This window comes from Serratia sp. YC16 (assembly GCF_009707615.1).
Taxonomy (GTDB): domain Bacteria; phylum Pseudomonadota; class Gammaproteobacteria; order Enterobacterales; family Enterobacteriaceae; genus Serratia; species Serratia surfactantfaciens.
In genome coordinates this window covers 988,067-1,012,026 of sequence record NZ_WLYN01000001.1, presented here as the reverse complement: position 1 = coordinate 1,012,026, position 23,960 = coordinate 988,067, and the positions used below count along the sequence as shown (strand labels likewise).

The following is a 23,960-nucleotide window of genomic DNA, read 5'->3' as shown; positions in this document are numbered from 1 at the left end:
ATTATGCTCCCGGCGTCTGGCCGGGGGCATTCACTCCGCTGATTCCCTCGATCGTCGTCAACGCCTGTTGCAGATGCGCCACCCAGGCGCGCACTTTTTCCGGAATAAAACGTAAAGCGGGGTAGACCGCGTGCAGCGCCATGGGCGGGTAGCGGTATTCCGGCAACACGGGAACCAACGCCCCTGTCGCCAGCTGCTCGCCGATCAACGGCCGCTGAGCGCCGCCGATTCCGGCGCCTGCCTCGATGGCCGCCAGCAGCGATAACGTATTGTTGGCGCGGAACGTGGGCCGCAGAGCGACTATCTCGGCGCCGTGTGGGCCGAGCAGGGTGAGCGTATCACCGTCGTTTAATCCGCTGTAACGAATGTGCGCATGTTTCACCAGCTCCGCCGGCGAACGGGGGGTACCGTGCTTGGCCAGATAGGCCGGCGACGCCACCAGCAGGCGTTGCAACTCACCCAGCCGTTTCGCCACCATGCCGGGCGCGTGCAATTCGCCGAAGCGCAGCGCTACGTCGATGCCTTCGCCGATCACGTCGGCGCGGCGATCGTCCAGCAGCAGCTCGATGGTGAGTTCCGGGTGACGCTGCTGGAACGCGATGGCCAGCGGCGTGACGTGTCGTTGCCCGAAACCGGTCGGTGCGTGAAGGCGCAGATTGCCCTGCAGCCGGTGGTGCTGCCCGTGCAGCGCCTCTTCCGCTTCGTCGACCGCCGCCATAATCGGTTTGATACGCTGATAGTAATCATTGCCGGCCTCGGTCAGGGTGACCGCCCGAGTGCTGCGAAACAACAGCTGCGCTCCCAGCTGTTGCTCCAGGCCGGCGATTTGCTGACTGACCGCCGGCTGCGTCAAACGCAGATCGCGAGCGGCGGCCGACAGGCTGCCCAGCTCCGCTACCCGCAGAAAGGTTTTCATCGCGTTCAGCTTATCCATGATGTGCTTGCCTATAGATTTTTCTTATTAGTGTTAGTAGAAAGTCTCTTCTACCACAAGTATTGCTAATCAATAACACTCTGGGCATCGATAACCCGAGGAGTGGCAAGATGAACGCAATGCGACAGGCGCTGGTGATCGGCGCCAATGGCGTGATTGGGCGCCGATTGATTGAGGAGCTGACCGGCCTGGGTTGGCCAGTGGTGGGCGTTTCGCGGCGGGGTGGGCAACCGGCGCCAGGGGTGAGCCATCTGCAGGTTGACCTGCTGGATGCGGCGGCGACGCGTGACGCGCTGCGACCGCTGAGCGCGATTAGTCACGTTTTCTATGCCGCCTATCAGGATGTGCCGGACTGGGCGGGACTGGTGGCGCCGAACCTGCAGATGTTGCAACACGTTGTCGAAGGACTGGAGCCGATCGCGCCGGCGTTGGAGCATATCAGCCTGATGCAGGGCTATAAGGTCTATGGCGCGCATTTGGGGCCGTTTAAAACGCCGGCGCGCGAAAGCGACGCGGGGCATATGCCGCCGGAGTTTAACATGGCGCAGCAGCAGTATTTGGCGCAGCGTCAGGCAGGCAAGCGCTGGCGCTGGAGCGCCATTCGCCCGAGCGTGGTGGGGGGCTTCTCGCTCGGCAACCCGATGAATCTGGCGTTAAGCATCGCGGTTTACGCCTCCATCAGTAAAGCGCTCGGGCTGCCGCTGCGCTTTCCCGGTAAGCCGGGCGCTTACCACAGCCTGTTGGAAATGACCGACGCCGGGCTGTTGGCGCGCGCCACTCTGTGGGCGGCGACCGAACCTGCGGCGGCCAATCAGGCGTTTAACATCAACAACGGCGATCTGTTTCGCTGGAGCGAAATGTGGCCGAAAATCGCCGCGTACTTCGGGCTGGAATGTGCGCCACCGTTGCCGATGACGCTGGAGAGCATGATGGCCGACAAAGCGCCGCTGTGGCGGGAGCTGGCGCAGCGGCACTCTTTGACCGAGGCTGATTATCGCGCGGTGGCTGGCTGGCGTTTCGCCGATTTCGTCTTTTCCTGGGACTATGACATGTTCGCGGACGGCAGCAAGGCGCGGCGTTTGGGTTTCCATCAGTTTGTTGAAACCGAAACCATGTTTATCACGCTGTTTGATGAGTTCCGCCGTCGCGGCATCATTCCCTGAGTGCGTATTGGCTTCCCCGCCGCGAGGCGGCGGGGAACGGTCTTAGAACGTCAGCATGATTTTGCCGATATGCTCGCTGGACTCCATCAGCGTATGCGCTGCGGCGGCCTGCTCAAGCGGGAAGGTTTTAAAGATCTGCGGTTTCAGCACGCCGCGTTCCAGCAGCGGCCAAACCTTCTCTTGCAGCTCGGCGGCAATCTGCGCCTTGTCCGCGACGCTGCGCGAGCGCAATGTCGAACCGGTATGGGTCAGGCGTTTCAACAGCAGCGGCATCAGGTTTAACTCTTTCACCACGCCATGTTGCGTGCCGATTTGCACGATGCGGCCTTCCATCGCCGCTGCCTGATAGTTCTTGGCGACATAGTCGCCGGCGATCAGATCGACGATTACGTCGGCGCCTTTGCCGCCGGTGACCTCTTTGGTGCGCGTGACAAAGTCTTCGTTGCGGTAATTAATCGCCACGTCGGCGCCCAGCGCCAGACTGGCCTGGCGTTTATCTTCGGAGCCGACGGTGGTGATCACCTGTGCACAGAAGGCTTTCGCCAGCATGGTGGCGACCGTGCCGATACCGGAAGTGCCGCCGTGGATCAACACGGTTTCGCCGGCTTTGAGGTGGCCGCGTTGGAACACGTTGACCCAGACGGTAAAGAAGGTTTCCGGCAGTGCGGCGGCCTCGGTCAGGCTCAGACCCGCCGGCACCGGCAGCGCATTGCTTTCATGTACGGTGCAGTATTCCGCATAGCCGCCGCCGGCGATGAGGGCGCAAACCCGATCGCCAAGAGCGAAATGGGTTACGCCTTCGCCGAGGGCCACCACTTCGCCGGCGATTTCCAGACCGGGGATATCCGAAGCGCCCGGCGGTGGCGCATAGTTTCCCTGGCGCTGCAACACGTCGGGGCGGTTAACGCCGGCGGCGGCAATTTTCACCAGCAGTTCGCCCGCTTGCGGGACGGGTACCGGGCGCTCGGTGACGACCAGAACCTCGGGGGCGCCTGGCTGGCTGATCTCAATCGCTTTCATCTTGCCGGGCAGCGCTGCATTTGTTGACATGGTCACTCTCCTCATCGTGGTGGACGCGGCTATCAGGCGGAACGCCCGCAATAAAGTCTGCCGTTAGCTTAGCGAAATCGAATGAGGTGCGCGTGGTCGAATAGAGCGGTTTTGCGAGGAAGGGGCGAAGCCGCCGCGATGGGCGGCAGGCGATCAATCGTTAGGCGGGATGCGGAAGCCTTTTAACGAGACGATAAAGTGTTCTTTTCCTTTGGAGATCTTGGCGCCTTTATCGCACCACAGGCTGGCAAGCTGGAAGAAATCGTCGCTGTCGATATCGTAGGCCAGTTCGATTTTCTTGGCCGTGCCGGCGCGGATGAGCTTTTCTGCTTCCTGGTGGTTTGCAGCTTTAATTAGGGTCATGGGCGAAATCCTTGGTGTTAAGCCAGAGCGGATAATCGCCAATCATGATATGGCCATATTGTGACATTTTTGTGATGAAAGGATGACAATCAGCGAAGGCGCGGCGTGCGGTGAGCCGCGCCTTTGCGGTGAAAATGCGTTGCCGGTTACCGATCGTACGGGCGAACCAATGCGCTTTTCTTCTGAGATTTGAAATGCTTGTAGAGCGCATAGCCCGCAATGCCGGCCAAGACGGCCAAGAGAGCAAGGGATCCTGTGGCCATGAACATCACCTCCGAAATAAGAATGGCAAAGAGGCGTATTTGTGACATTCATCACTTAGTCGGGCAATGAGAGCAATCTGTAATCGGCAAAGCGCGATGACGAGAGGCAAAAAAAAAAGCGCCTATAGGGAGGCGCATAAAGATTTGCAACACAGCTTGTTAGGTTCAACACCAGGAGGAGTGGTGAACTGACGCTATTCTAAGCGGCCGTGATAGCGGGGTGTATAGGCATTACTCCGAAAGCGCTATTACCATTCATAACCTAACTGAATGTTGTAATCGGGATCCTGGTTGGTGGAATAAGGATCGGATTGGCGGCGGCGATCGGTTTTCTTCACCGGGCCTTCATACGCGGGGTAAGGTTTGGTGCGCGGCTTGCTGCAACCCGGATGATCGCACTCGATATCGACGCGAAAGCCGCTTTTATCTCGTGCTTCCGCCCAGGTAATCGGCGATTTCGCCGCCTTGGGGGCCGGCCCTGGCGGCGCCACCGGTTTAGGGGCAGGGGCAGCACTGGGCTCTGGAGGCTGATAATTCAACTCCAGCGCGCCAAGCGGGGCGCTGCAAGTGGCAAAGGCCAGCAGCGCGGCGCGGCAGGCGGTCGGTAATGTGAGCCATCTCGGCATGGTGAGTCTCCCTGGATGATTTCGCCAGGCAACTATAGAACAGCAGAACGAGAATTACTATCATTTGAGCAGGGTGTTACGGATACGCCAGACGGCGATTCCATCGGCAAGCAGGGTCAAATCCTGTGCGCTTAGCCGCGATTAGCGTCTCATCACGGCGAAAAAGGTTGCTATTGCTGCTCGCTCATGAGTTAATGATGTCGGCCTGTGGTACAGACCTATTTATGCACGACATTTTGAGTAAAGTAGTTCAAATTTAAAGCGTTATCCCGGATAGCCCTTCTCTGACGAATTTCCTTTCCAGTGCCTCCATAAGTAACTGATGACCGGCTATCTCGCCCATGGCGGCTTACATTATTATTGAAGGAAATTAGACATGTCCAACATGATCAAAGGTCAAGTGAAGTGGTTCAACGAAGCTAAAGGTTTTGGTTTCATCACCCCAGCAGACGGCAGCAAAGACGTATTCGTACACTTCTCTGCTATCCAGGATCAAGGCTTCAAGACCCTGGCTGAAGGCCAGAACGTACAGTTCTCTATCGAGAACGGTGCGAAAGGTCCATCTGCGGCTAACGTTACCGCTATCTAATTGGCGTTTACCGCTGATTGAAAAGAACCCGCTGCGGCGGGTTTTTTATGCCTGTAATTTAGCGCAGGGCAAAAAAAAGCCCGCAAGTCAGCGGGCAAAAGTTCCTTGTTACTTCTTCATTTGCGAGCGCTTCTCTGGGGGGGAAACGCCTACGGACAGGTTACGCGGGGCCGGCTTAAGATTCTGCGGCCAAAATGTTAAGGAAGTGAAAAATCCTGATGGCTGCTACGCTGATAGCAGAGTGTGGCAGGACAGGGCGGTGTGTTCTCCCTGCGTTTTGTAATACACTGACGCCAATCGCAAATAATGGGGAAAGGTATGCAGGTTAACGATCGCGTGACGGTAAAAACAGACGGCGGCCCACGGCGGGAAGGCGTCATCCTGGCCGTAGAGGTGTTCAACGAGGGCACCATGTATCTGGTTTCCCTTGAGGATTATCCGGCGGGCGTGTGGTTCTTTAATGAAATAGATAGCCGCGACGGCACCTTTGTGGAGCCGCACCGCGAACGCGGGCAGTGACTTCGGGTAATCTCATTAATCAACTTGTGAAATAGTCTATTTTGAGACTATTTCGTTACGGTAGGATTTATTTTATCTATGTAAAAAAATACCCGTTGCGCTAGCGGGGGATAACGCAGCAGGTATTCTTTTGGCGTTTCCGACGCTTGACACCCGGATTACATTATCACCGGATATTTAACGACGGCCAAAACAGAGTGGGGGGCGTTCTCTGTATGTTTAACGGCTATTGACAAATATTCCACTGGTCAGCGTGTCAGTCAAACGAACAACGTGGTATATGATTTGCTTGTTGTGCGTTTTTATTTTCCGCTTGATGTTTCCCTTGTGGGAAGAGACCGTTTTAGCTTTTATTTGCATCTGGTCTGATATCTGGATGGTACCTTGACCGGACATCCACATGCGTAACATGTTCGATTCAGTCTGGCTCAACGTGACCGGCGTTTGATCCAGGGAGGACTTCTCCACCCGAAGGGACTTTTTCTCGAGATAGTGACTAAGTAGCTGATTCATAGTCTCTGGTTTGATGGATTTTGACGATATGATGACATTCTTGCGAACATATAAGTAATCGTCGAAATGTACGTTGGTAATGGCCATAAAGATAAAGAATAACGTATCCGGGTGCAGTGAAATCACCCGTTTTATTCGCTCGGTGGCGTTTGCTTCGTGGATGAAGCAGTCCTCGTTAATAAACACCAAACTGGGATTCAACTTACTGCATTTTTCATGCAGGCTGTCAATATCCTCAATGGCATTAATATGGCGTTTCTTCACGCCGTGCGAAGTCAGATAGTCGGTTAATCCCAATCTGGTATAGCTACATGAATCCATGATGATCGTTGGCATATCGCACCCCCACTTAAATCCGTTTTACTGCGGTAATATGAGAAAAAGCCTAAAAAGCCGAAAGGCAAAATGAAACAATAATTCAGTGTAGCGAGTGTTCTATCAATAAACGCGACGGCACTCAATGATATTTTCATACTAAACTTATTAATCACATGAATCTATAAGTTTAGCTTAAGTCAGAGCGTTCCACTGACGGCTCCGCTTCAATATGATAGGCCTGATTTGTACTTGGCGCCCGTGCCTGGCGGCATCTCTCGCCGGGATTCTGCCCATCATGTCACGAAACAAAATTTTAGTTTGCTAGGAAAAGTCTTAAAAAAAATTCATGTGTTGTTTTTTTGAAGCTTTTCAGCGGGCTTTTTGAACGCTCAAAAACAACTCACTTTGCGTAGTTGGTTTTTTATGGTTTAAAATCAATCAATTATCTAGCATGACGATATTTTTGAGAATGACAATCACTTCATTTTGTATCATAACGGCAAACAAAAGTTAACGTTATTGCTGAAATGTGTAGCTTAATTGTTGCCATAAATCACCGTTTTACAATGAGTTATATGGATATTTATTTCAGCTGAAATCATTTCCGTGAATGCTAGACGGGAATTGAGTTATTTCTCTAAACAGTTGCGCCGCTTTCTGGCAAACCTGCGCCAAAAAGCAGGTCGGAGTTGTCTCTGGCCTGAGTTGGTTTTAACTTGCTTTTTCCCTTTCAAAAACAGGACGCCGCGATGAGACGGAATCCGTACGGGCAGCCGATAGGCGACGCTCTTCCCCATTGGCAGCCGGCAGGCATGCCCGGACAGACGTTACTGCAAGGACGGTTTTGCCGTCTGGAACCGCTGAACATCGATCGCTGGGGCGATGAGCTCTATCGCGCTTATCAAACCGCCGAAGACGATAGCGACTGGACCTATCTGTTCTGGGAGCGGCCGCAGACGCGCGAGGATTTCCAGCACTATCTCCAGGCCCAGGCAACCAGCGCCGACAGAAACACGATGGTGGTGATCGAGCAGGAGAACGGGCGCGCGGTGGGAACCTGCGCCTTTTTGCGCGTCGATCCCGCCAACGGTGTGGCAGAGCTGGGAACCATCAACTGGTCGCCGTTGATGAAACGCAGCGCCCTCGGCAGCGAAGCGATCTTCCTGATGCTGCGGCATCTGTTCGACGATCTTGGCTACCGGCGCTGCGAATGGAAGTGCGATAACCTCAATCTGCCTTCGCGCCAGGCCGCCGAGCGTTTTGGCTTTCGTTACGAGGGCACTTTCCGCCAGGCGATTGTCGTCAAAGGGCGCACGCGCGACACCGACTGGCTGTCGATCATCGACGGAGAGTGGCCGCCGCTGCGCGCGGCGTTTACCGCCTGGCTGTCGCCGGGCAATATCGGCGATGACGGGCGGCAAGAGCGGCGTTTGCAGACCTTTCACCTCGGTGACCTGCCGGGCGCCTAAGCCGTCTCCGCCAGGCAATGGCGCAACGAATCCAGCGCCAATTGGATGTCCTGCTCCTGCGTCATCCAGTTGACTAACGCGGCGCGGATCCCTGGCTGATGGTTATAGGTGGTCGGGGTGCAGCGTACTACGCCATGCCGATTAAGGCGCTCGAGAAAGCGATCGCGCGCCGCCTCGCGCTCACCTTGCGGATGGCTGAGCGCAAAGCACACCACGTTCAAATTCACCGGTGCCAGCAGGTGGAACCCCTCGTCTGCCGCTAACGCCGCCCCCAGCGCCTGCGCCAGTTGGACGTTGCGCTCGACGATATCCCGGATACCGCTGCGGCCATAGGCTTTCAGCGTCAGCCAGAGCGGCAGGGCGCGAAAGCGGCGCGAGTTTTCCGGCGTCAGATGCAGGTAGTTGTCCGGCCGCAGCGTCGGCGCCTCCAGGTAGGCCGAATGGTTCTGAAACACCTGCATCTGTAGATCCAGATGGTGGGTAAATTGGATCGCGCTGTCGTAAGGCACGTTCAGCCATTTGTGGGCATCGACGGTGATGGAATCCGCATGTTGCCAGCCCTCGAGCCTTGGGGCGTATAGCGGCGAGCAGGCCGCCACGCCGCCGAAGGCCGCATCGACATGCAGCCAAAACGGATAACGCTCCCGCAGCGCCAGCAGACGCGGCAGATCGTCGAAAGCGACGGTGTTGACCGTGCCGGCGCTGGCGAGCACCAACGTGGGCCGGCCTTCGCCAGCGGCGAGCTGCCGCTCCAGTGCTTCCATATCCATGGCTTCAGACTCCGGCAGGCTGGCGACGGTCGTCAACGCTTCGCGGCCGATGCCGAGCATGCTGAGCGCCTTCACGCTGCTGGAGTGTGGATTGGCCGCCAATACCCGGATGGGGCCCAGTGCCGCCAGGCCCTGTTGGGCGACATCGACACCGTGTCGTTGGCCCAGCCACTGTCGGCCAATGGCCAGCCCGGCGAAATTGGCCATGGTGGCGCCGCTGACCAGGCTGCCGTTGAACGCTTCCGGTAGGCCCAGCAGGGATTTCAACTGCGTCACGGCCGCCAGTTCAATCGTGGCTGCGATGGTATCATGGCTGAGCAGGCTATTTTGGTCTGTCACGCTAACCAGCCAGTCAGCGGCGACCGCCGCCGGGGTGCCGCCGCCGGTGACGAAGCCGAAATAACGCGGGCCGGCGCTGGCGGAAATGCCGGCCTGATACTTCTGCCAGAAGTCATCCAGCGCCGCCAGGGCGCCGGCGCCGTTTTCTGCTAATCGGTCATCACCCGGTTGCAGCTGCTGGTGCGCGAGCAGCGGGCAGACCGAGCGCTGTTGCAGCCCAACCAGAAAGTCCTCCGCCAGCTGGCGGGTGTGGTCGAGGATCTGCGGAAACTGAGCGAGATCCTGTTGTAAACGTGGGTGCATGGCGGCTCCGAAAGCGTCAGGAATGGTCAGGTAAACATAGAACATTTGCCTGCCGGCCAAAATCGATAAAAAATACCCTTTTTGGATAGCCTGGTTAACCAATGATGAATGAACGTCTTCCCCTGCATGTCTTGCCGACTTTTGCGATCGCCGCCCGGTTGGAAAATTTGCGTGCCACGGCGCAGCAGGTGCATTTGACGCATGGCGCGGTCAGCCAGCAAATTCAGCAGCTGGAGCAGGCGGTCGGCTACCCGCTGTTTGAACGGCGCGGGCGCGGGCTGCGTTTGAATGCGGCTGGGCGAGAGTTGCTGGCGGCGGTGGAACCGGCGCTGCAGGCGCTGCAGCAGGGCGTGGCCCGCGCCCGACGTGCGGCGGCACGCCAGACGCTGCGCATCAGCGTGTTGCCGTCTTTTGCCCATTACTGGCTGTTGCCGCGTTTGCCGGCCTTTAATCAGGCCTGCGCCGATATTGCGCTCGATATCGATGCCTCATTGACGCTACAGGATCTGTCGCAGCGCGGCTTCGATGCGGCGATCCGCATCGGCGGCGGGCATTGGCCGGGGCTGCAGGCGCAGCGCATCGCGGTGGGTGATGTGCTGCCGGTCGCTTCACCGGACATGGCGCGGCAGTGGCGGGAGGCATTCGAGAGCGGCGGGGATATACCGTTGCTGGAGCACGACGTCAGCCCCTGGCGCGATTGGTTCAACGCACAGGGGCGCTCGTTGTGCGGGCGGCAACAGGCGCTATTCAACGATGCCGGATTATTGATTCGCGCAGCGGAACAAGGATTCGGCATCGCGCTGGCGAAAAAGCTGCTGGTGCAGGACGCGATCGACGCGGGAAAGTTGGTGGCGCTGGCCGCGTCATGCCGCCTGAGCGATGACGACGTTTATCTGGCATGGCCGCAGACCGCCGGGCTGACGCCGGCGGTGACACGTTTGCTGCAGTGGCTGCAGCAGCAGCTGGCGGCGGTTTAACGGCGCAGCCACTCCGGCTGCGAGGCGCCGAGCGTGGTCGCCGGCAGCGCCCATTGCAGTGCGGTGCCCTGCAGGTTTAGCGGCGTGCGCAGGCGTTGCGCGGCGCCCCAGTAAGTCAGTTCCGTTTCCGGATTCTCGTCGGCGGGGCCGGCAGGCGCCAGCGGTTCCGGCCGATAATGCGTCGGATGCGGATGCGCCAACAGCAGTTGCGCCGTGCGCGCCAGCGACAACCGGGCGTGGTAGCCGGCACCGTTTTTCATGCGCTGCGCCATACCGGTCAATACCGCTGCCGCCATCAAATAGCCGGTGGCGTGGTCCAGAGCCTGTACCGGCAGCGGCACCGGCATACTGGCGCTGCGCCAAACCATGCCGGCCTCCGCCAGCCCGCAGCTCATCTGCACCAGACTGTCGAAACCGCGCCGGGTGCGCCACGGCCCGCTCCAGCCGTAGGCATTCAGGCAGACGTCGATCAGGCCCGGCGCCAGCGCGCGCCTTTCCTCCGTGCCATAGCCCAGCTTCTCCAGCGCACCGGCGCGGTAGCCGTGCACAATCACGTCGGCGTTCTTCAGCAGGTGTTCAAACGTATGGCGATCGTGCGCATTGCCCAGGTTGAGGCGCGCGCTGCGCTTGCCCAGCATCACCTCATGCTCGACGCCGGGCTCATCCCAACCGTAGGGATCGATGCGCAGCACGTCAGCGCCCAAACCGGCGAGAAAACGCGTGGCGATTGGCCCGGCGAGAATGCGCGTCAGATCCAGCACCCGTACGCCGTGCAGCGGCCGGGCGGCGGGCAGCGCCCAACCCGGCGGCGGCGCTTCCGGCTGCAGCGAGGTGTGGATCAACGGTTCGAGCGCCACGCTCTTGCCCTGAATATGCTGGCGCCAGTCGGCCGCCGAACGCATTTGGGCCGCGCAGCCGCCGGCCTCGATGACCGCCTGTTCCAGTTCGCTTTTTTTCCAGCTCAGCACGCGCGCCGCCAGCGAGCCTTTATCCGATGCCGCGCCCAGCACCTGTTCCACCGCTCGCCGATGATGCGGCGCATTGGTATGCAGGCGTATCCAGCCATCCGCCGTGGCATAGTCGCCGGCCAGCGCGTCCCACGCCGCAGGCAGCGTCCAACCCAACGGACGCAGCGTCCAGCCGAACCAGAATGAGGCCAGGCGTTGATCGATCCAGGCCTGCGGTGCGTCGGCAGCCTCACGGCGCAGCAATTCGCCGCAGGCCAATCCGGCGGCGCCCCAGGCGGCGGTGGCCAATTCGGTGACGGGAAACGCCGAAGGCAATGCGCCGGCGCCGCTGACGGTGAGCCGGTCGACGGGCGCGGGGCGTTGCCCCAGGCTTTGCCAAATGTCGTCGAGCAGAGTGTGAATAAGAGGTGTCATCGGCCGCTCCTTGCGTGTCGTCGGAAATATAGCCTAGCGTAGCCCACCACCGGCGACCTTGCTAAGGGGCAACGTCGAGCGTGCGGCCGTCGGCCAGTTTGGCGCGCAGACTGTGGGCCGCTATGCCGGCGAAAGGCCGTTCGCTGAAGTTGGCGGTCAGCGTCGAGCCGTCGCTGAAGGTCGTTTGTTGCACCCAGCCTTCCCGATCGAGCCAGCGGAAGTCGGTCAGCGCTTTGTCCCACAGAGCCTGATGCAGCGGCCGGAAAGCGGCATCGGCGCGTTTGATCGCCGGCAAGCGTGCCGCCAGGGTGGCGCGGCTCAGATGGAACATCGGCGCAGTGTTATACAGCTGGCTGAGCAGGCTGCGGCTGGTCTGAACGTCGCTGAACTTCAGATTGTCGTAATTCCAATGGTGGCTGCTGACGATCGCATCGTGGAAAACGGCCTGGTAGAGCGGCAGGCGATAACGCGGATCGAATTCGACCGTGCGGTAGGGCTGTTTCACTCTGGCGGGGCGGAAGAAAAACGCCGGTTGGGTGTTGGGCCACCAAGCACCGAGATAATAGGGCGAGGACTTATCCTGATTCATCTGTTTATCGCCCCAGCCGAATCCCCAGGTTTCCATGCCGTGGGCGAACATCAGGCTGCGGGCGGTCACCGCGTTGCCGTCCTCCGAGCCGAGCGGCAACTTAAGGGTGGCGCTGAACCAGGCCAGCCGGGCGTTGCGCGCCTCGGCCATCTGCGCTGCGCCGGTCGGGTGGCCGGGCTGATAGTCATCGGACACCATGCCGGTGCCGTCCACGTCGAGAAACAGGCTGTTCAACCCGGCCAGTTGCACCAGCTCGCGCATGCGCTGTTGAGAATAGGGCCGGACGCAGCCCGGATTAAGGTAGTAACCCTGTTTGCCGAAGCCGGGTTTCTTGCTGCCGTCGGCGCGCACGATGGCGCAGGTTTCGCGCAGCGCCGTCGGCAGTTGCGCGGTGAGCCAGCTGTCGTTCACGCCGCGCGCAATGGCAGTATCATAGGAGTCGTAGCTGGCGATCAGATAGCCGGCCGCTTTGGCGGCGGCCACCGCTTGCGGGTGCAGGAAGGCGGCGGTCCAGTTGTCGGTGCCCAACCACAGGCGCGGCAAACCGGCCTGGCGCAGCGCATCGATCAGCGGTTTGGCCAGCCCTTGCCCCCAACCGTCCACTGGGGTTAACCAGCGTCCCAGCTCTTGCTGCGCCCGCTCACGCACTGCGGCGGCCTGGCGCTGCTGCGCCAGCAGGAAATCGGCGTCATCCGGCGTCGCGCCCAGCGCGAACTGCGCCGTCAGCGCCTGGTTGATGCCGTCTATCAGGGGCTGTTGTTGCCAGCCTTCCGGCGTTTTGCCCGCCAATTGCCGCAAGGACTTCCTGCTCTCGGCATCCATCTGCTGCCGCAGCGCTTCGGCGGCGGGAGAGGCGAGGTAGTGCAGCAAGCCCTGCCAATCTTTGACATCTTCCGCCGCCAGCAGCTGGTCGCCCCACAGGTAGATATGGGTTGCGCCGATCAGCTTTTCGCCTTCGGGCGCCTGTTTCATCTTTTCGCGCAGGCTGCTGAACTGGCCGCTTTGTTGCAGAATCTCGCGGTAACGGCGGGCGCCGGACAGCGGCGTGTTCCCCACGTGCAGCAGCACCTCGAATGCCTGTTGTTGATTGAAGCGGTTGAACTGATGCTCGGCGCGCATCGCCAGCTTTTCCTGCTCTGAAGCGAAGGTGACCCGGTTGCTGAACGGCGTCAACATCAGCCAGCTGTAGACCTTGTCCTGATGTTGCTGGCTCCACAGCGGCAGTTTCAGATCCCAGTTGGTATCCAGCGGCGTCATTTCCGTCGTCAGGTAGTTGCGCCAGACCGGGTTGTCGAGCGGAATGCGGCTGCCTTCGCCGATCGGCAGCAACAGCGCCGCCGCCTGCGGAGGCAGACGATACCAGCTCAGGGTTTGCGGCCGGTCGCTGCGGAAGCTCAGGCGCAGATCGCCGTCTTCCAGGCGGGCGCTCACGCTGACCGCGCTTTGCGGCCATCGCCAGCTGGCGCGCTGTGGCGACGTGGTGAGGTCCGCCACCTGTTGCGTGGGCTGAGCCAAGTTGACCGGTACCGCACCTGCGGCGATGCGCAGCGTGGCGGGATCGAGTTCAAACTGCACGTCGCCTTGCCGCAGCAGCAAGGCATCGGCGGAAAAGCTGACGAGCAGCGCAAGCGCGAGCGGGGAAAACCGTTGTTTCATCGGAGGCGTCCTTGAAAGATGAAGGAGGGCAGTTTACCGATAAGCACACCGCTACCCAACGTTGCCGCGCCCTATTTGTGACATCGAAATATCAGTGCGGTATTTCAGTTTATTTTTCGTTTAATAAATTAGCCTTTACTTCATTATCCGACGTCACTATACTCAGCCAAAATTTCGGTGGAGAAACCCAATTGGACAGTTGCAGTTGTAATAAAATAAATAAGGCAAGCTGACCAATTCTCTTCTGATTTGTTGCTTGCCGCTAGCGGCGGGCAGCACCCCTCTCCAGTTATTTCTGAGCTGTGCATACCCGAATAAGAAAACGTTTCCTGATGCCAGGTGGCTTCAGGTGAATTGAGTTGGACGTTATTATGGTATTCTGCAGCCACAGCCTTTTCCCTCCAGGCATGACACGCTGATTCGCTGATTTATTTTCAGCGCGTTTTCGCGTGTGCTAAACAGCACATGATTTTATCTCCTGTCGTTAATTAAGGGGAAAGTCATGGCTATGACTCCTTTCGTTTTAAATTTATTGCTGGCGATGTGCCTGGGCGCGGTGATTGGCGCCGAGCGCCAGTGGCGCCAACGCATGGCCGGTCTGCGCACCAATGCGCTGGTGGCGACCGGCGCGGCGGTCTTCATTCTCAGCTCTATGTCCACCGATCCGGCCAGTGCCGGCCGCGTGGCCGCGCAGATCGTATCCGGCATCGGCTTCCTCGGCGCCGGCGTAATCATGCGTGAAGGGCTGAACATTCGCGGCCTCAACACCGCCGCCACGCTGTGGTGTTCTGCGGGCATCGGCGTGCTGTGCGGCCTGGGCCAGCATTGGGATGCGGTGGTCGCCACGCTGGTGATCCTGTGCGCCAATATCCTGCTGCGCGAAGCCGCGCAGCGCATCAACCTGCAGCCGCAACAGCAGGCGACCGATCTCGAACTGTGCTATCGCATTCAGGTGACCTGCGGCGAGCAGGATGAAATTCTGGTGCGCACCCTGATATTGCAGGCGTTGAACGGCGTGGCCTTGCGGTTGCAATCCTTGCGCAGCGCCGATATTGCCAGCCCTGGGCAATTGGAAGTGTGCGCGGAAATTAACGCCACGCCGGCCGCGCAAAAAGAAATTGAGGGTATTGTCTGCCGCATCAGCCTGGAAAAAAGCGTGAGCGCCGTTCGCTGGCGCGTTGCGTCCGAATTACCGGTCTGATTAATCATATAAATACTTATTAACTTGATTACATGTTCGGGTTTATTCAGGCACGCCGTGAATAACGTTGGGCATTAAGGAGGCGTTATGGACGATGACCCCGGAAGGGAAATAATTCTTGCGTGGCTGGCCGGGTGATCTCGCCATTCAGTCGCGCTAATTAAACAAATTCCAAGCTGTGCATAGTCACCTGTTTATCGGGCGGGAGAACCCTGTGCGCAGAACTAAAATAAGAGAATAGCGTTATGACTCAGATTAATGAAAGAACGCGCCGCCGTGATAAAGACGCGGTGAGCTACGCCATTGCGCAAGAGGCGACCAACAGCATCGCCCAGACGCTGGCAAACCTGAAGTGCAACCGCAACGGCTTGACCCAGGACGACGCCGATGAACGGCTGGAACAGTTTGGCGCCAACCAGGTCGCCCACGACAAGGCACCGCATGCCCTGATCCAGCTGATCAAGGCCTTCAATAACCCGTTTATCTTCGTGCTGATGGTGCTGGCTGCGATCAGTTTCTTTACCGATTATTGGCTGCCGCTCCAGAGCGGTGAAGAAACTGAACTCACCGGCGTCATCATCATCCTGACCATGGTCACGTTGAGCGGGCTGTTGCGTTTCTGGCAGGAATACCGCACCAACAAGGCGGCGGAAGCGCTGAAATCGATGGTGCGTACCACCGCTACGGTGCTGCGCCGCAGCAGCTACAGCGCGCATCCGCTGACGCTGGAGGTGCCGATCCGCGAACTGGTGCCGGGGGATATCATTCAGCTCTCCGCCGGCGACATGGTGCCGGCCGACGTGCGCCTTATCGCCTCGCGCGATCTGTTCATCAGCCAGGCGATTTTGACCGGTGAAGCGATCCCTATCGAGAAATACGATGCGATGGGCAACGTGGCGCAGAAGTCGAGCGAAGGGGAGGTCTCCAGCGAGAACGCGCTGCTTGAGCTGTCCAACATCTGCCTGATGGGCACCAACGTCGCCAGCGGCACCGCGACGGCAGTGGTGGTGGCGACCGGCGGGCGCACCTACTTCGGCTCGCTCGCCAAGTCGATCGTCGGTTCGCGGGCGCAAACCGCGTTCGATCGCGGGGTGAACAGCGTCAGCTGGCTGTTGATTCGCTTCATGCTGGTGATGGTACCGGTGGTGTTGCTGATCAACGGCTTCACCAAAGGCGACTGGAGCGAAGCGGCGTTGTTCGCGCTGGCGGTGGCGGTCGGTCTGACGCCGGAAATGCTGCCGATGATCGTCAGCTCCAACCTGGCGAAAGGGGCGATCGCCATGTCGCGCCGCAAGGTGGTGGTGAAGCGCCTGAACGCCATTCAGAACTTCGGCGCCATGGACGTGCTCTGTACCGACAAGACCGGTACGCTGACGCAGGATCGCATCATTCTCGAGCACCACATCGACGTCAATGGCGCCAGGGATAACGAGGTGCTGCACCTGGCCTGGCTGAACAGCTTCCACCAGAGCGGCATGAAGAACCTGATGGACCAGGCGGTGATCCGCTTCGGGCGCGGCAAACCGGGGATCGAAGCCCTGGGACGTTTCAGCAAGGTGGATGAGCTGCCGTTCGATTTCGTGCGCCGCCGTCTGTCGATCGTGGTGGCGGATGAGCATGGCAGACAGCAGCTGATCTGTAAGGGCGCGGTGGAGGAGATGCTGGAGATCGCCACCCACGTGCGCGAAGGCGACAAGACGCTGGAACTGGATGAAACGCGTCGTGCGGCGCTGCAGGCGCTGGCTCGCGAGTATAACGAAGATGGCTTCCGCGTGCTGGTGCTGGCGACGCGCGAGCTGGATGCGCAACGCTCGGCCGAACCGCTGAGCGTGGCCGATGAGCGCGACATGGTGGTGCAGGGGCTGCTGACCTTCCTCGATCCGCCGAAGGAGAGCGCGCAGCAGGCGATCGCCGCACTGCAGGAAAACGGCGTGACGGTGAAGGTGCTGACCGGCGACAACCCGGTGATCACCTGCAAGATTTGCCGCGACGTCGGGTTGGAGCCGGGCGAGCCGCTCTCCGGGCTGCAGATTGAACAGATGGATGACGAAGAGCTGGCGCGCGAAGTGGAGCTGCGCACGGTGTTCACCAAGCTGACGCCGCTGCAAAAATCGCGGGTGCTGAAAATGCTGCAGGCCAACGGCCATACCGTCGGTTTCCTCGGCGACGGCATCAACGATGCCCCGGCGCTGCGCGACGCCGACGTCGGCATTTCGGTCGATACCGGCACCGACATCGCCAAGGAGTCGGCGGACATCATTCTGTTGGAAAAGAACCTGATGGTGCTGGAAGAGGGGGTGATCAAGGGGCGCGAGACCTTCGGCAATATCATCAAGTACCTGAACATGACTGCCAGCTCCAACTTCGGCAACGTGTTCTCGGTGCTGGTGGCCAGCGCCTTCATTCCGTTCCTGCCGATGCTGGCGATCCACCTGTTGATTCAGAACCTGATGTACGACATTTCTCAGCTGTCGCTGCCGTGGGACAAGATGGACAAAGAGTTCCTGCGCAAGCCGCGCAAGTGGGATTCCAAAAACATCGGGCGCTTTATGCTGTGGATTGGGCCGACCTCGTCGATCTTCGATATTACGACCTATGCGCTGATGTGGTACGTGTTCGCCGCCAACAGCGTGGAACACCAGGCGCTGTTCCAGTCTGGTTGGTTCATCGAGGGGCTGCTGTCGCAAACGCTGGTGGTACATATGCTGCGCACCCAGAAGATCCCGTTCATTCAGAGCACCGCGGCGCTGCCGGTGTTGCTGACCACCGGGTTGGTGATGGCGCTCGGCATCTACATTCCGTTCTCGCCGCTCGGTGCCCTGGTTGGCCTGCAGCCGCTGCCGTGGGAATACTTCCCGTGGCTGGCCGCGACGTTGGTCAGTTACTGCGTGGTTGCGCAGATGATGAAGCGTTTCTACATTCGCCGCTTCGGCGAGTGGCTGTAAGCCGCCTCGGCGTTCACTTCGGGGGCGAAATGCTTCGCCCCCTCACCGCTACAGCAGTTTGTTGACCAACAGGCCGAGCATGATGGTCAGCGTGAAGGAAAACAGCGTGCCGAGCAGCACATACTCGGTACGCATCTTATCGTCGCTCTGGCGCAGATCGCCGAAACGGAAGATGGATTTGGCCGCCAGCAAAAAACCGATCGCCGGGATCTGCCCCAGCAGCACAAAGGTCAGGATCAGCGTTCTCTCCAAGTAGCCAATCTGTTTGCCTGCGCGCAGCAGCGAGTCGTTGTCGGCCTTGGCCGAAGGCGGCATTTGCGGCGTCCAGCGCGCCAGCAGTTGCCCGATCAGCAGACTCATCGGCAGATAAATCAGGCTGTAGGCCACCAGCACCAGACCGGTTTGCCAGCTCCCCAGTTGCCGCCCCAGCGCGGCGAGCAGTTCAGCGGCATTCGGCGTCAGCCCTAGCCACAGCAAGGCGATCACCGCCAGATGCAATCCCTGATCGAGCAGGAAACTGCGGGCCGGGCTCAGGCGGGCCATGGCGGTGACTTTCAGCCAATCGATCAGGTAGTGGCTGAGGGCGATGACCAGCAGGCTGGCCAGCACCTGGCGTGAAGAGAGCCCGCCGTGCAGCAGGCCGAAACCGGCCACCACCCAGGCGGCCAGCACCCCGTGCAGCAAGGCGTGCAACAGCAGAAAACGCGAGCGCGCGCGATGTTGGATTTTATCTTCCACCCAACTCCGCGGCTGCAGCGGAAAATCCGCCAGCAAGTGGGCGAGCAACAGCCAGGCCAGCAAGGGCGCATAGGTCAGATCCATAGTCAGACGATCCTGTTAATGGCGTGAATAAACCGCATGATTTCCTCGTAGGCCGCGCGTTTCAGCGCGGCGGAGACCGTGGAGGCGGCTTTTTGCAGTTGGTCCGCCACGGCCGCGCCGCTGTCGGCGAACATTCTTGCCTGGACGATGCGCGCTTCGGTCTGTGACAGGCGGCTAATCACATGATCTAACATCGGCAGCAGATCGCTGACAATGGCGTTTGTCCGATCGTTGTCGGTTTTCAGAGCCAGCCGGCAATTTTTCGTCATGGCGTCCAGTGCGCTACCGGAATTGATAAAGGCGCTGCCGTAACCGATGGCGTCGGGCCGCTGGCTGCCCAGCCCGACGGCGATGCGCGCATCCCAGTGCGCGGCGCCCATCGCCCGCAGGGCAAGGCGAACGTACACCGCCAGAAACAGCCCGTCCTCGGGGGCGGCCTGCGCCTGGAAGGCGTCGCCGCGGAAAATCTCCACCTGATGCAGCCGCCCATCGCGCTGCAGCCGTTCGAGCAGGCTGTGCAGCCCGTTAAGATAGTTGACGGTGTCTGACCGGCGAGAATCGACCAGATCGCCGCTGATTACGCTGATTGGCGTCGGCATGGCGTGATCCGTTGTTGGCAGAAGGAAGACTATAAATTCGCATCTGGATGCGAATAAGTCAATAATTCGCTTTTGGGGGCGAATTTGTCAACTTTTCGCCTGTGGGGGCGAAATTCTGCGGTGAGGCGAAGGGGATGCGCAGCCGGGAATACGCGGGCCCGTCAGGCTCGCCACCGGCGACGTAGAGGGGAAGGGGCCGGCAACCGGCGTTTAGAAACTTTTGACCAGCACTTCACGCGGCATTTCGCTGCCGTGTTTCAGCAGGTGTTCAAACGATCTTTCGCTGCTTTTCAACTGCTGCAAAAACTCCTGTGGCGACAGATCGTGTTTTTTGCCGCTCATGTAAGCCAGCGCCAGTTCTTTTGCCTGATAGCGGGAGAAGTTGTACATGGTGTCCTCGATACGGTGAATGTCAGTGCTCACGATTGTAGCGAAAGAGCACATAATGAACAGCGGCTTTGGCGTATGGAATCGATAGCTGAAACTTAACTCGCCGATAGCCGGGCGTGCGCGATGACATGTCGCGTGAATTTATATTCGTTTAAACGAATATGATTTTGAAATGTTCCAGCGCTGGATTATAGTGGGGCAAAGAATACCAGGAGCGCATTATGTCGTCATTGACGCCGCTGAAGCTGTTTAAAAACTTGTCGGACGATACGCGTCTGACGCTGGTGCTGTTGCTGCGCCACGCCGGCGAGCTGTGCGTGTGCGAGCTGTCGGGTGCTCTGGCGCTGCCGCAACCCAAAATCTCAAGGCATCTGGCGATGCTGCGCGAAAGCGGGCTGTTGCTCGATCGGCGCGACGGCAAATGGATACATTATCGCCTGTCGCCGCATATGCCGGCCTGGGCGGCGGCGATTATTGAGCAGGCTTATCTGTGCCGTCCAGAGCAGGTGGCGGCGTTGGGGCAACGCGTGGCGAAAGGCTGCTCGTAACGGTAAAAAAATTTGCCGTTATATATTCGAAAAAACATATATGTAAGCTTGAGAGAGCAGTGAGGCAGCGATGATAGTGGCGGGGACGATCTTTATTCTGACGTTGATCTTGGTTATCTGGCAACCGAAAGGGTTGGGTATTGGCTGGAGCGCGTCAATCGGGGCGGGGTTGGCATTGCTGAGCGGCGTGGTGCACGTCGGCGATATTCCCGTGGTGTGGCAGATAGTCTGGAATGCGACCGCGACCTTCATCGCCGTCATCATTATCAGCCTGTTGCTGGATGAGAGCGGGTTTTTCGCCTGGACCGCCTTGCATGTCGCCCGTTGGGGCAACGGTAAAGGGCGCTGGCTGTTTACCTACATGCTGTTGTTGGGCGCGGTGGTGGCGGCGCTGTTTGCGAACGACGGCGCCGCGCTGATCCTGACGCCGATCGTGATCGCCATGCTGTCGGCGCTCGGCTTTCGCCCTGCGGCGGTGCTGGCTTTCGTGATAGCGGCAGGCTTTATCGCTGATACCGCCAGCCTGCCGCTGGTGGTGTCCAATTTGGTGAATATCGTTTCGGCGGATTTCTTCCACTTGGGCTTTACGGAGTATGCGGCGGTGATGGTGCCGGTCAACCTCGTCGCCGTGGCGGCGACGCTGGTGATGTTGCATCTGTTCTTCCGCAAAGATATTCCCCTGCGCTACGCGTTGGCGCGCTTACCGGTACCGCGGGAAGCGATCCGCGATCGCGCGACGTTTAGGACCGGCTGGGCCGTATTGGCGCTGTTGCTGATCGGCTTCTTCGGCCTGGAGCCGCTCGGCGTACCGGTGAGTTTGGTCGCCGCCTGCGGTGCGCTGGTGCTGCTGGCGGTGGCGAAACGCGGGCGGGCGATCGATACCGGCAAAGTGCTGCGCGGGGCGCCTTGGCAGATTGTGATTTTCTCGCTGGGCATGTATCTGGTGGTCTATGGGCTGCGCAATGCCGGCTTGACCGATTTGCTGTCCGGCGTACTGGATGCGTTGGCGCGGCAGGGGCTGTGGGCGGCGACGCTCGGCACCGGTTTCCTGAGCGCGTTTCTCTCCTCCGTCATGAATAACATGCCGACGGTGCTGGTGGGGGCGCTGTCGATCGACGGCAGCAGCGCGGAAGGCGTCATCAAGCAGGCGATGATTTACGCTAACGTTATCGGCAGCGATCTCGGCCCCAAAATCACCCCGATCGGCAGCCTGGCTACGCTGCTGTGGCTGCATGTGTTGGCAAGGAAGAACATCGTCATTACCTGGGGCTATTATTTTCGCGTAGGCGTGATGATGACGCTGCCGATCCTGTTCGTCACCCTGGCCGCGCTGGCGCTGCGGCTGTCCGTTTTGCCATAACCGGAGCAACTGACATGAGCGACATCAAAATTTATCACAATCCCGCCTGCGGCACGTCGCGCAACACGCTGGCGCTGATCCGCAACAGCGGCGCTGAGCCGGAGGTGATTTTGTATCTGGAAACGCCGCCCAGCCGCGAACGTTTGACAGCGCTGCTGGCCGAGATGGGCATGACGCCGCGCGCCTTGCTGCGCAAAAACGTCGAGCCCTACGCCGAGCTGCATCTGGACGACAGCGCCTGGAGCGATGAACAACTGATCGACTTTATGCTGCAACGGCCGCTCCTGATCAATCGCCCTATCGTAGTGACGCCGCTCGGCACGCGTCTGTGTCGCCCATCGGAGGTGGTTTTGGATATTCTGCCGGATCCGCAGCGCGGCGCCTTCAGCAAAGAGGACGGGGAGCCGGTGATCGATGCGCAGGGCCGGCGGATCATACGTTGATCCCCCGGCGCCTGTTTTACCCCAAATCGCCGCCGGCGACCGGCAGCACCGTTCCGTTAATGTAACTGGCTTCGGCGCTGGCGAGGAACAGAATAGCGGCGGCTTGTTCATCAACGCTGCCGTAGCGGTGCATCAGACTGCTGTCGAGCGTTTGCTCAACCACCTGCCGATACCAACTTTCCTCCTGTTGCGTCGGGGATTCGCGATTGCGTGGCGTCAGCCGCGGCGGCGCTTCGGTGCCGCCCGGCGCCGTGGCGTTGATGCGAATGCCGGCGCCGGCATATTCAAAGGCCAGTGATTGGGTCAGGGCGTTGACGCCGCCTTTGGCTGCGGAATAGGGAACGCGATTGACGCCGCGCGTGGCGACCGAAGAGACGTTGACGATCACTCCGCTCCCCTGCGCCAGCATATACGGCAACGCGGCGCGGCAACCCCATAGCGTCGGGAACAGCGAGCGCCGAATCTCCGCCTCAATCTGTTGCGGCGCATAGTCGGCAAACGGTCGTGCCCAGATGGTGCCGCCCACGTTGTTCACCATAATATCCACGCGTCCAAAGTGCTGTTGCACCTGATCCAGCGCATCGCGCGCTGCTTCCCAATGCTCCAAGTCGGCCTGCAGGGCGATGATATCGGCGCCGCGTTCGCGTAAAACGGCCACGACCTCTTCCAGGTAGGGGGAGCGATCGATCAGCGCCAAACGGGCCCCTTCCCGAGCCGCGCGTTCGGCCACCGCTTTGCCGATGCCTTGAGCGGCGCCGGTTATTACCATCACCTGGCCGCTGAAACGTGATTTATCCATGGTCAACTCCTCCCATCGGCCTGGCTGGGGGCGAACTTCTCATAATGGAAGCTATGCGGGATAAAGGCGCGTCGCTGAAAATCGCCAAGCACCGCTTCCACCATCGGCGGCGGCCCGCACAGATACACATCCAGCTCACCGTTATTAAGCAGGCTTTCGTCGAAATGCTGGGTGACATACCCTTTATGCGTCGAAAACGACGTTTCACTGGCCACGCAGGTCAGATAGCTGAAATTCGCCAGACGCTGGCGATACGCCTCCAGCTGTTCCAGCTTGACCAGATCGTGGTCATGGGTGACGCCGTAGATCAGATGCACCGGCTGTTCGCTGCCGCCGAGTGCCAGATATTCCAGCATGGAAAGGAACGGCGCCAGCCCGGTGCCGCCGGCCAAAAATAACATCGGCCGCACCGGCGCACGCAGATAGAAACTGCCCTGCGGGCCGCGCAGACGGATCGCGTCGCCGGGGCTCGCCCGTTCGGTCAGATAACGGCTCATCATGCCGCCGGGCACGTTGCGCAGCAGAAAAGAGAGCTGCCGGCTGCCGGGCGGCGAACTGAACGAATAGGCGCGGCTGGCCGCACTGCCGGGAACGTCGATATTCACATATTGCCCCGGCAGGAACGCGATGCCGCGTTCATCATCCAGCGTCAGGCAGAACTCGATGGCGCTGTCCGACAGGGCGGTGGCGGAGGTGACGGTGGCGGTAAACATTTCGCTGGCGGTTTTACACATCGTCGAAGGCATCGGCACCTCGATGACGCAGTCCGAGAGCGGCACCATCTGACAGGTCAACACCCGCCGCTGTGCGGCTTCCTGCTCTGACAGCGCTTCGTCCAGATAGTCATCGCCCAACTGGTATTCTCCCTGTTCACAGTGGCATTTACAGGTGCCGCATACGCCGTCCGAGCAGTCCATCGGCAGATTGATCTTTTGTCGGTAGGCGGCGTCGAGTACTTTTTCATTCGGGTTGCATTGAATAAAGCGGCTGACGCCGTCTTCAAAATTAAGGGCAACGGTAAAAGACATAC

24 protein-coding genes are annotated in these 23,960 nt (G+C 59.6%); 10 read left to right on the top strand and 14 right to left on the bottom strand.

All coding sequences use genetic code 11. The features are described 5' to 3' along the window. Position 1: 1 nt before the first annotated feature. Positions 2-934 (bottom strand): LysR family transcriptional regulator, encoded by a 933-nt coding sequence (locus GKN89_RS04750; RefSeq protein ID WP_154746440.1) that lies wholly within the window; start codon positions 932-934, stop codon positions 2-4. Positions 935-1,044: 110 nt separating this feature from the next. Here GKN89_RS04750 and GKN89_RS04745 point away from each other — a divergent pair, with 110 nt between their 5' ends. Continuing rightward, positions 1,045-2,097, top strand: a complete 1,053-nt coding sequence (locus GKN89_RS04745; protein ID WP_154746439.1) for an SDR family oxidoreductase — start codon at positions 1,045-1,047, stop codon at positions 2,095-2,097. 42 nt (positions 2,098-2,139) lie between these two features. Here GKN89_RS04745 and GKN89_RS04740 read toward each other — a convergent pair whose 3' ends face one another. From GKN89_RS04740 to GKN89_RS04725, 3 genes are all read right to left on the bottom strand, one after another. Beyond that, the gene (locus tag GKN89_RS04740; protein WP_019453505.1) at positions 2,140-3,147 is read right to left on the bottom strand and encodes an NAD(P)H-quinone oxidoreductase; all 1,008 of its coding nucleotides are present in this window, start codon (positions 3,145-3,147) and stop codon (positions 2,140-2,142) included. Positions 3,148-3,300: 153 nt separating this feature from the next. Continuing rightward, positions 3,301-3,510, bottom strand: coding sequence for a hypothetical protein (locus tag GKN89_RS04735; RefSeq protein WP_019453506.1), 210 nt, complete (start codon positions 3,508-3,510; stop codon positions 3,301-3,303). Between the two features lie 511 nt (positions 3,511-4,021). Beyond that, on the bottom strand, positions 4,022-4,399 hold the full coding sequence (locus tag GKN89_RS04725) for a hypothetical protein (RefSeq protein ID WP_019453508.1): 378 nt from the start codon (positions 4,397-4,399) through the stop codon (positions 4,022-4,024). Between the two features lie 376 nt (positions 4,400-4,775). Here GKN89_RS04725 and cspE point away from each other — a divergent pair, with 376 nt between their 5' ends. Then, on the top strand, positions 4,776-4,988 hold the full coding sequence (gene cspE / locus GKN89_RS04720; protein ID WP_004935122.1) for a transcription antiterminator/RNA stability regulator CspE: 213 nt from the start codon (positions 4,776-4,778) through the stop codon (positions 4,986-4,988). Positions 4,989-5,306: 318 nt separating this feature from the next. Then, on the top strand, positions 5,307-5,507 hold the full coding sequence (dsrB, locus tag GKN89_RS04715; protein ID WP_019453509.1) for a protein DsrB: 201 nt from the start codon (positions 5,307-5,309) through the stop codon (positions 5,505-5,507). Between the two features lie 219 nt (positions 5,508-5,726). Here the strand turns inward: dsrB and rcsA are convergent, their stop codons facing one another. Continuing rightward, positions 5,727-6,356 carry a transcriptional regulator RcsA gene (gene rcsA / locus GKN89_RS04710; RefSeq protein ID WP_019453510.1) on the bottom strand — a complete coding sequence of 210 codons (630 nt, stop codon included), beginning with the start codon at positions 6,354-6,356 and terminating at the stop codon, positions 5,727-5,729. 731 nt (positions 6,357-7,087) lie between these two features. On the opposite strand from rcsA, the gene GKN89_RS04705 reads away from it, so the two are divergent. Further along, positions 7,088-7,807: a GNAT family N-acetyltransferase gene (locus GKN89_RS04705; RefSeq protein WP_195933984.1), complete on the top strand. Its 720-nt coding sequence runs from the start codon at positions 7,088-7,090 to the stop codon at positions 7,805-7,807. Here the strand turns inward: GKN89_RS04705 and GKN89_RS04700 are convergent. Then, on the bottom strand, positions 7,804-9,219 hold the full coding sequence (locus tag GKN89_RS04700; protein WP_154746438.1) for a pyridoxal-dependent decarboxylase: 1,416 nt from the start codon (positions 9,217-9,219) through the stop codon (positions 7,804-7,806). The two genes, GKN89_RS04705 and GKN89_RS04700, sit on opposite strands and share 4 nt — an antisense overlap. 101 nt (positions 9,220-9,320) lie before the next feature. Between GKN89_RS04700 and GKN89_RS04695 the strand changes: the two genes are divergently transcribed. After that, positions 9,321-10,196 (top strand): LysR substrate-binding domain-containing protein, encoded by an 876-nt coding sequence (locus tag GKN89_RS04695; RefSeq protein ID WP_154746437.1) that lies wholly within the window; start codon positions 9,321-9,323, stop codon positions 10,194-10,196. Here GKN89_RS04695 and GKN89_RS04690 read toward each other — a convergent pair. The 3 genes from GKN89_RS04690 to GKN89_RS04680 all read right to left on the bottom strand — a co-directional run bounded on the left by GKN89_RS04690 (position 10,193) and on the right by GKN89_RS04680 (position 14,212). Then, the gene (locus GKN89_RS04690) at positions 10,193-11,578 is read right to left on the bottom strand and encodes a CoA transferase (protein ID WP_154746436.1); all 1,386 of its coding nucleotides are present in this window, start codon (positions 11,576-11,578) and stop codon (positions 10,193-10,195) included. The two genes, GKN89_RS04695 and GKN89_RS04690, sit on opposite strands and share 4 nt — an antisense overlap. Before the next feature lie 61 nt (positions 11,579-11,639). Next, positions 11,640-13,823 carry a glycoside hydrolase gene (locus GKN89_RS04685; RefSeq protein WP_154746435.1) on the bottom strand — a complete coding sequence of 728 codons (2,184 nt, stop codon included), beginning with the start codon at positions 13,821-13,823 and terminating at the stop codon, positions 11,640-11,642. Between the two features lie 143 nt (positions 13,824-13,966). Beyond that, entirely contained in the window at positions 13,967-14,212 is a 246-nt protein-coding gene (locus GKN89_RS04680) for a hypothetical protein (protein WP_154746434.1), read from the bottom strand. 113 nt (positions 14,213-14,325) lie between these two features. Here GKN89_RS04680 and GKN89_RS04675 point away from each other — a divergent pair, with 113 nt between their 5' ends. Next, positions 14,326-15,024, top strand: coding sequence for an MgtC family protein (locus GKN89_RS04675; RefSeq protein WP_025159855.1), 699 nt, complete (start codon positions 14,326-14,328; stop codon positions 15,022-15,024). A 245-nt stretch (positions 15,025-15,269) separates the two neighbouring features. Next, positions 15,270-17,969, top strand: coding sequence for a magnesium-translocating P-type ATPase (gene mgtA, locus GKN89_RS04670; RefSeq protein WP_154746433.1), 2,700 nt, complete (start codon positions 15,270-15,272; stop codon positions 17,967-17,969). Between the two features lie 48 nt (positions 17,970-18,017). On the opposite strand, the gene GKN89_RS04665 is transcribed toward mgtA, so the two are convergent. The 3 genes from GKN89_RS04665 to GKN89_RS04655 form a co-directional block, all read right to left on the bottom strand. After that, positions 18,018-18,791, bottom strand: a complete 774-nt coding sequence (locus GKN89_RS04665; RefSeq protein ID WP_019453518.1) for a DUF3307 domain-containing protein — start codon at positions 18,789-18,791, stop codon at positions 18,018-18,020. A gap of 2 nt (positions 18,792-18,793) precedes the next feature. Next, the gene (locus GKN89_RS04660) at positions 18,794-19,390 is read right to left on the bottom strand and encodes a hypothetical protein (protein WP_154746432.1); all 597 of its coding nucleotides are present in this window, start codon (positions 19,388-19,390) and stop codon (positions 18,794-18,796) included. A gap of 210 nt (positions 19,391-19,600) precedes the next feature. Beyond that, the gene (locus GKN89_RS04655; RefSeq protein ID WP_019453520.1) at positions 19,601-19,780 is read right to left on the bottom strand and encodes a hypothetical protein; all 180 of its coding nucleotides are present in this window, start codon (positions 19,778-19,780) and stop codon (positions 19,601-19,603) included. Between the two features lie 221 nt (positions 19,781-20,001). Here GKN89_RS04655 and GKN89_RS04650 point away from each other — a divergent pair, with 221 nt between their 5' ends. From GKN89_RS04650 to arsC, 3 genes are all read left to right on the top strand, one after another. Beyond that, a complete protein-coding gene (locus GKN89_RS04650) occupies positions 20,002-20,328 on the top strand; it encodes a metalloregulator ArsR/SmtB family transcription factor (protein ID WP_019453521.1) in 327 nt (108 codons plus the stop codon). Positions 20,329-20,398: 70 nt separating this feature from the next. Next, positions 20,399-21,688: an arsenic transporter gene (locus tag GKN89_RS04645; protein ID WP_154746431.1), complete on the top strand. Its 1,290-nt coding sequence runs from the start codon at positions 20,399-20,401 to the stop codon at positions 21,686-21,688. 14 nt (positions 21,689-21,702) lie between these two features. After that, positions 21,703-22,131, top strand: coding sequence for a glutaredoxin-dependent arsenate reductase (gene arsC, locus GKN89_RS04640; RefSeq protein WP_063918585.1), 429 nt, complete (start codon positions 21,703-21,705; stop codon positions 22,129-22,131). Positions 22,132-22,147: 16 nt separating this feature from the next. On the opposite strand, the gene benD is transcribed toward arsC, so the two are convergent. Together benD and benC are read right to left on the bottom strand one after the other, a co-directional pair. Further along, entirely contained in the window at positions 22,148-22,930 is a 783-nt protein-coding gene (benD, locus tag GKN89_RS04635; RefSeq protein ID WP_154746430.1) for a benzoate diol dehydrogenase BenD, read from the bottom strand. Positions 22,931-22,932: 2 nt separating this feature from the next. Beyond that, on the bottom strand, positions 22,933-23,958 hold the full coding sequence (gene benC, locus GKN89_RS04630; protein WP_154746429.1) for a benzoate 1,2-dioxygenase electron transfer component BenC: 1,026 nt from the start codon (positions 23,956-23,958) through the stop codon (positions 22,933-22,935). Between the last annotated feature and the right edge of the window lie 2 nt (positions 23,959-23,960).

What these genes read in the sequence shown, in the direction of transcription:
- GKN89_RS04750 (WP_154746440.1), bottom strand. Translation starts at nt 934, where the DNA reads ATGGATAAGCTGAACGCGATGAAAACCTTTCTGCGGGTAGCGGAGCTG.
- GKN89_RS04745 (WP_154746439.1), top strand. Translation starts at nt 1,045, where the DNA reads ATGAACGCAATGCGACAGGCGCTGGTGATCGGCGCCAATGGCGTGATT.
- GKN89_RS04740 (WP_019453505.1), bottom strand. Translation starts at nt 3,147, where the DNA reads ATGTCAACAAATGCAGCGCTGCCCGGCAAGATGAAAGCGATTGAGATC.
- GKN89_RS04735 (WP_019453506.1), bottom strand. Translation starts at nt 3,510, where the DNA reads ATGACCCTAATTAAAGCTGCAAACCACCAGGAAGCAGAAAAGCTCATC.
- GKN89_RS04725 (WP_019453508.1), bottom strand. Translation starts at nt 4,399, where the DNA reads ATGCCGAGATGGCTCACATTACCGACCGCCTGCCGCGCCGCGCTGCTG.
- cspE (WP_004935122.1), top strand. Translation starts at nt 4,776, where the DNA reads ATGTCCAACATGATCAAAGGTCAAGTGAAGTGGTTCAACGAAGCTAAA.
- dsrB (WP_019453509.1), top strand. Translation starts at nt 5,307, where the DNA reads ATGCAGGTTAACGATCGCGTGACGGTAAAAACAGACGGCGGCCCACGG.
- rcsA (WP_019453510.1), bottom strand. Translation starts at nt 6,356, where the DNA reads ATGCCAACGATCATCATGGATTCATGTAGCTATACCAGATTGGGATTA.
- GKN89_RS04705 (WP_195933984.1), top strand. Translation starts at nt 7,088, where the DNA reads ATGAGACGGAATCCGTACGGGCAGCCGATAGGCGACGCTCTTCCCCAT.
- GKN89_RS04700 (WP_154746438.1), bottom strand. Translation starts at nt 9,219, where the DNA reads ATGCACCCACGTTTACAACAGGATCTCGCTCAGTTTCCGCAGATCCTC.
- GKN89_RS04695 (WP_154746437.1), top strand. Translation starts at nt 9,321, where the DNA reads ATGATGAATGAACGTCTTCCCCTGCATGTCTTGCCGACTTTTGCGATC.
- GKN89_RS04690 (WP_154746436.1), bottom strand. Translation starts at nt 11,578, where the DNA reads ATGACACCTCTTATTCACACTCTGCTCGACGACATTTGGCAAAGCCTG.
- GKN89_RS04685 (WP_154746435.1), bottom strand. Translation starts at nt 13,823, where the DNA reads ATGAAACAACGGTTTTCCCCGCTCGCGCTTGCGCTGCTCGTCAGCTTT.
- GKN89_RS04675 (WP_025159855.1), top strand. Translation starts at nt 14,326, where the DNA reads ATGGCTATGACTCCTTTCGTTTTAAATTTATTGCTGGCGATGTGCCTG.
- mgtA (WP_154746433.1), top strand. Translation starts at nt 15,270, where the DNA reads ATGACTCAGATTAATGAAAGAACGCGCCGCCGTGATAAAGACGCGGTG.
- GKN89_RS04665 (WP_019453518.1), bottom strand. Translation starts at nt 18,791, where the DNA reads ATGGATCTGACCTATGCGCCCTTGCTGGCCTGGCTGTTGCTCGCCCAC.
- GKN89_RS04660 (WP_154746432.1), bottom strand. Translation starts at nt 19,390, where the DNA reads ATGCCGACGCCAATCAGCGTAATCAGCGGCGATCTGGTCGATTCTCGC.
- GKN89_RS04655 (WP_019453520.1), bottom strand. Translation starts at nt 19,780, where the DNA reads ATGTACAACTTCTCCCGCTATCAGGCAAAAGAACTGGCGCTGGCTTAC.
- GKN89_RS04650 (WP_019453521.1), top strand. Translation starts at nt 20,002, where the DNA reads ATGTCGTCATTGACGCCGCTGAAGCTGTTTAAAAACTTGTCGGACGAT.
- GKN89_RS04645 (WP_154746431.1), top strand. Translation starts at nt 20,399, where the DNA reads ATGATAGTGGCGGGGACGATCTTTATTCTGACGTTGATCTTGGTTATC.
- arsC (WP_063918585.1), top strand. Translation starts at nt 21,703, where the DNA reads ATGAGCGACATCAAAATTTATCACAATCCCGCCTGCGGCACGTCGCGC.
- benD (WP_154746430.1), bottom strand. Translation starts at nt 22,930, where the DNA reads ATGGATAAATCACGTTTCAGCGGCCAGGTGATGGTAATAACCGGCGCC.
- benC (WP_154746429.1), bottom strand. Translation starts at nt 23,958, where the DNA reads ATGTCTTTTACCGTTGCCCTTAATTTTGAAGACGGCGTCAGCCGCTTT.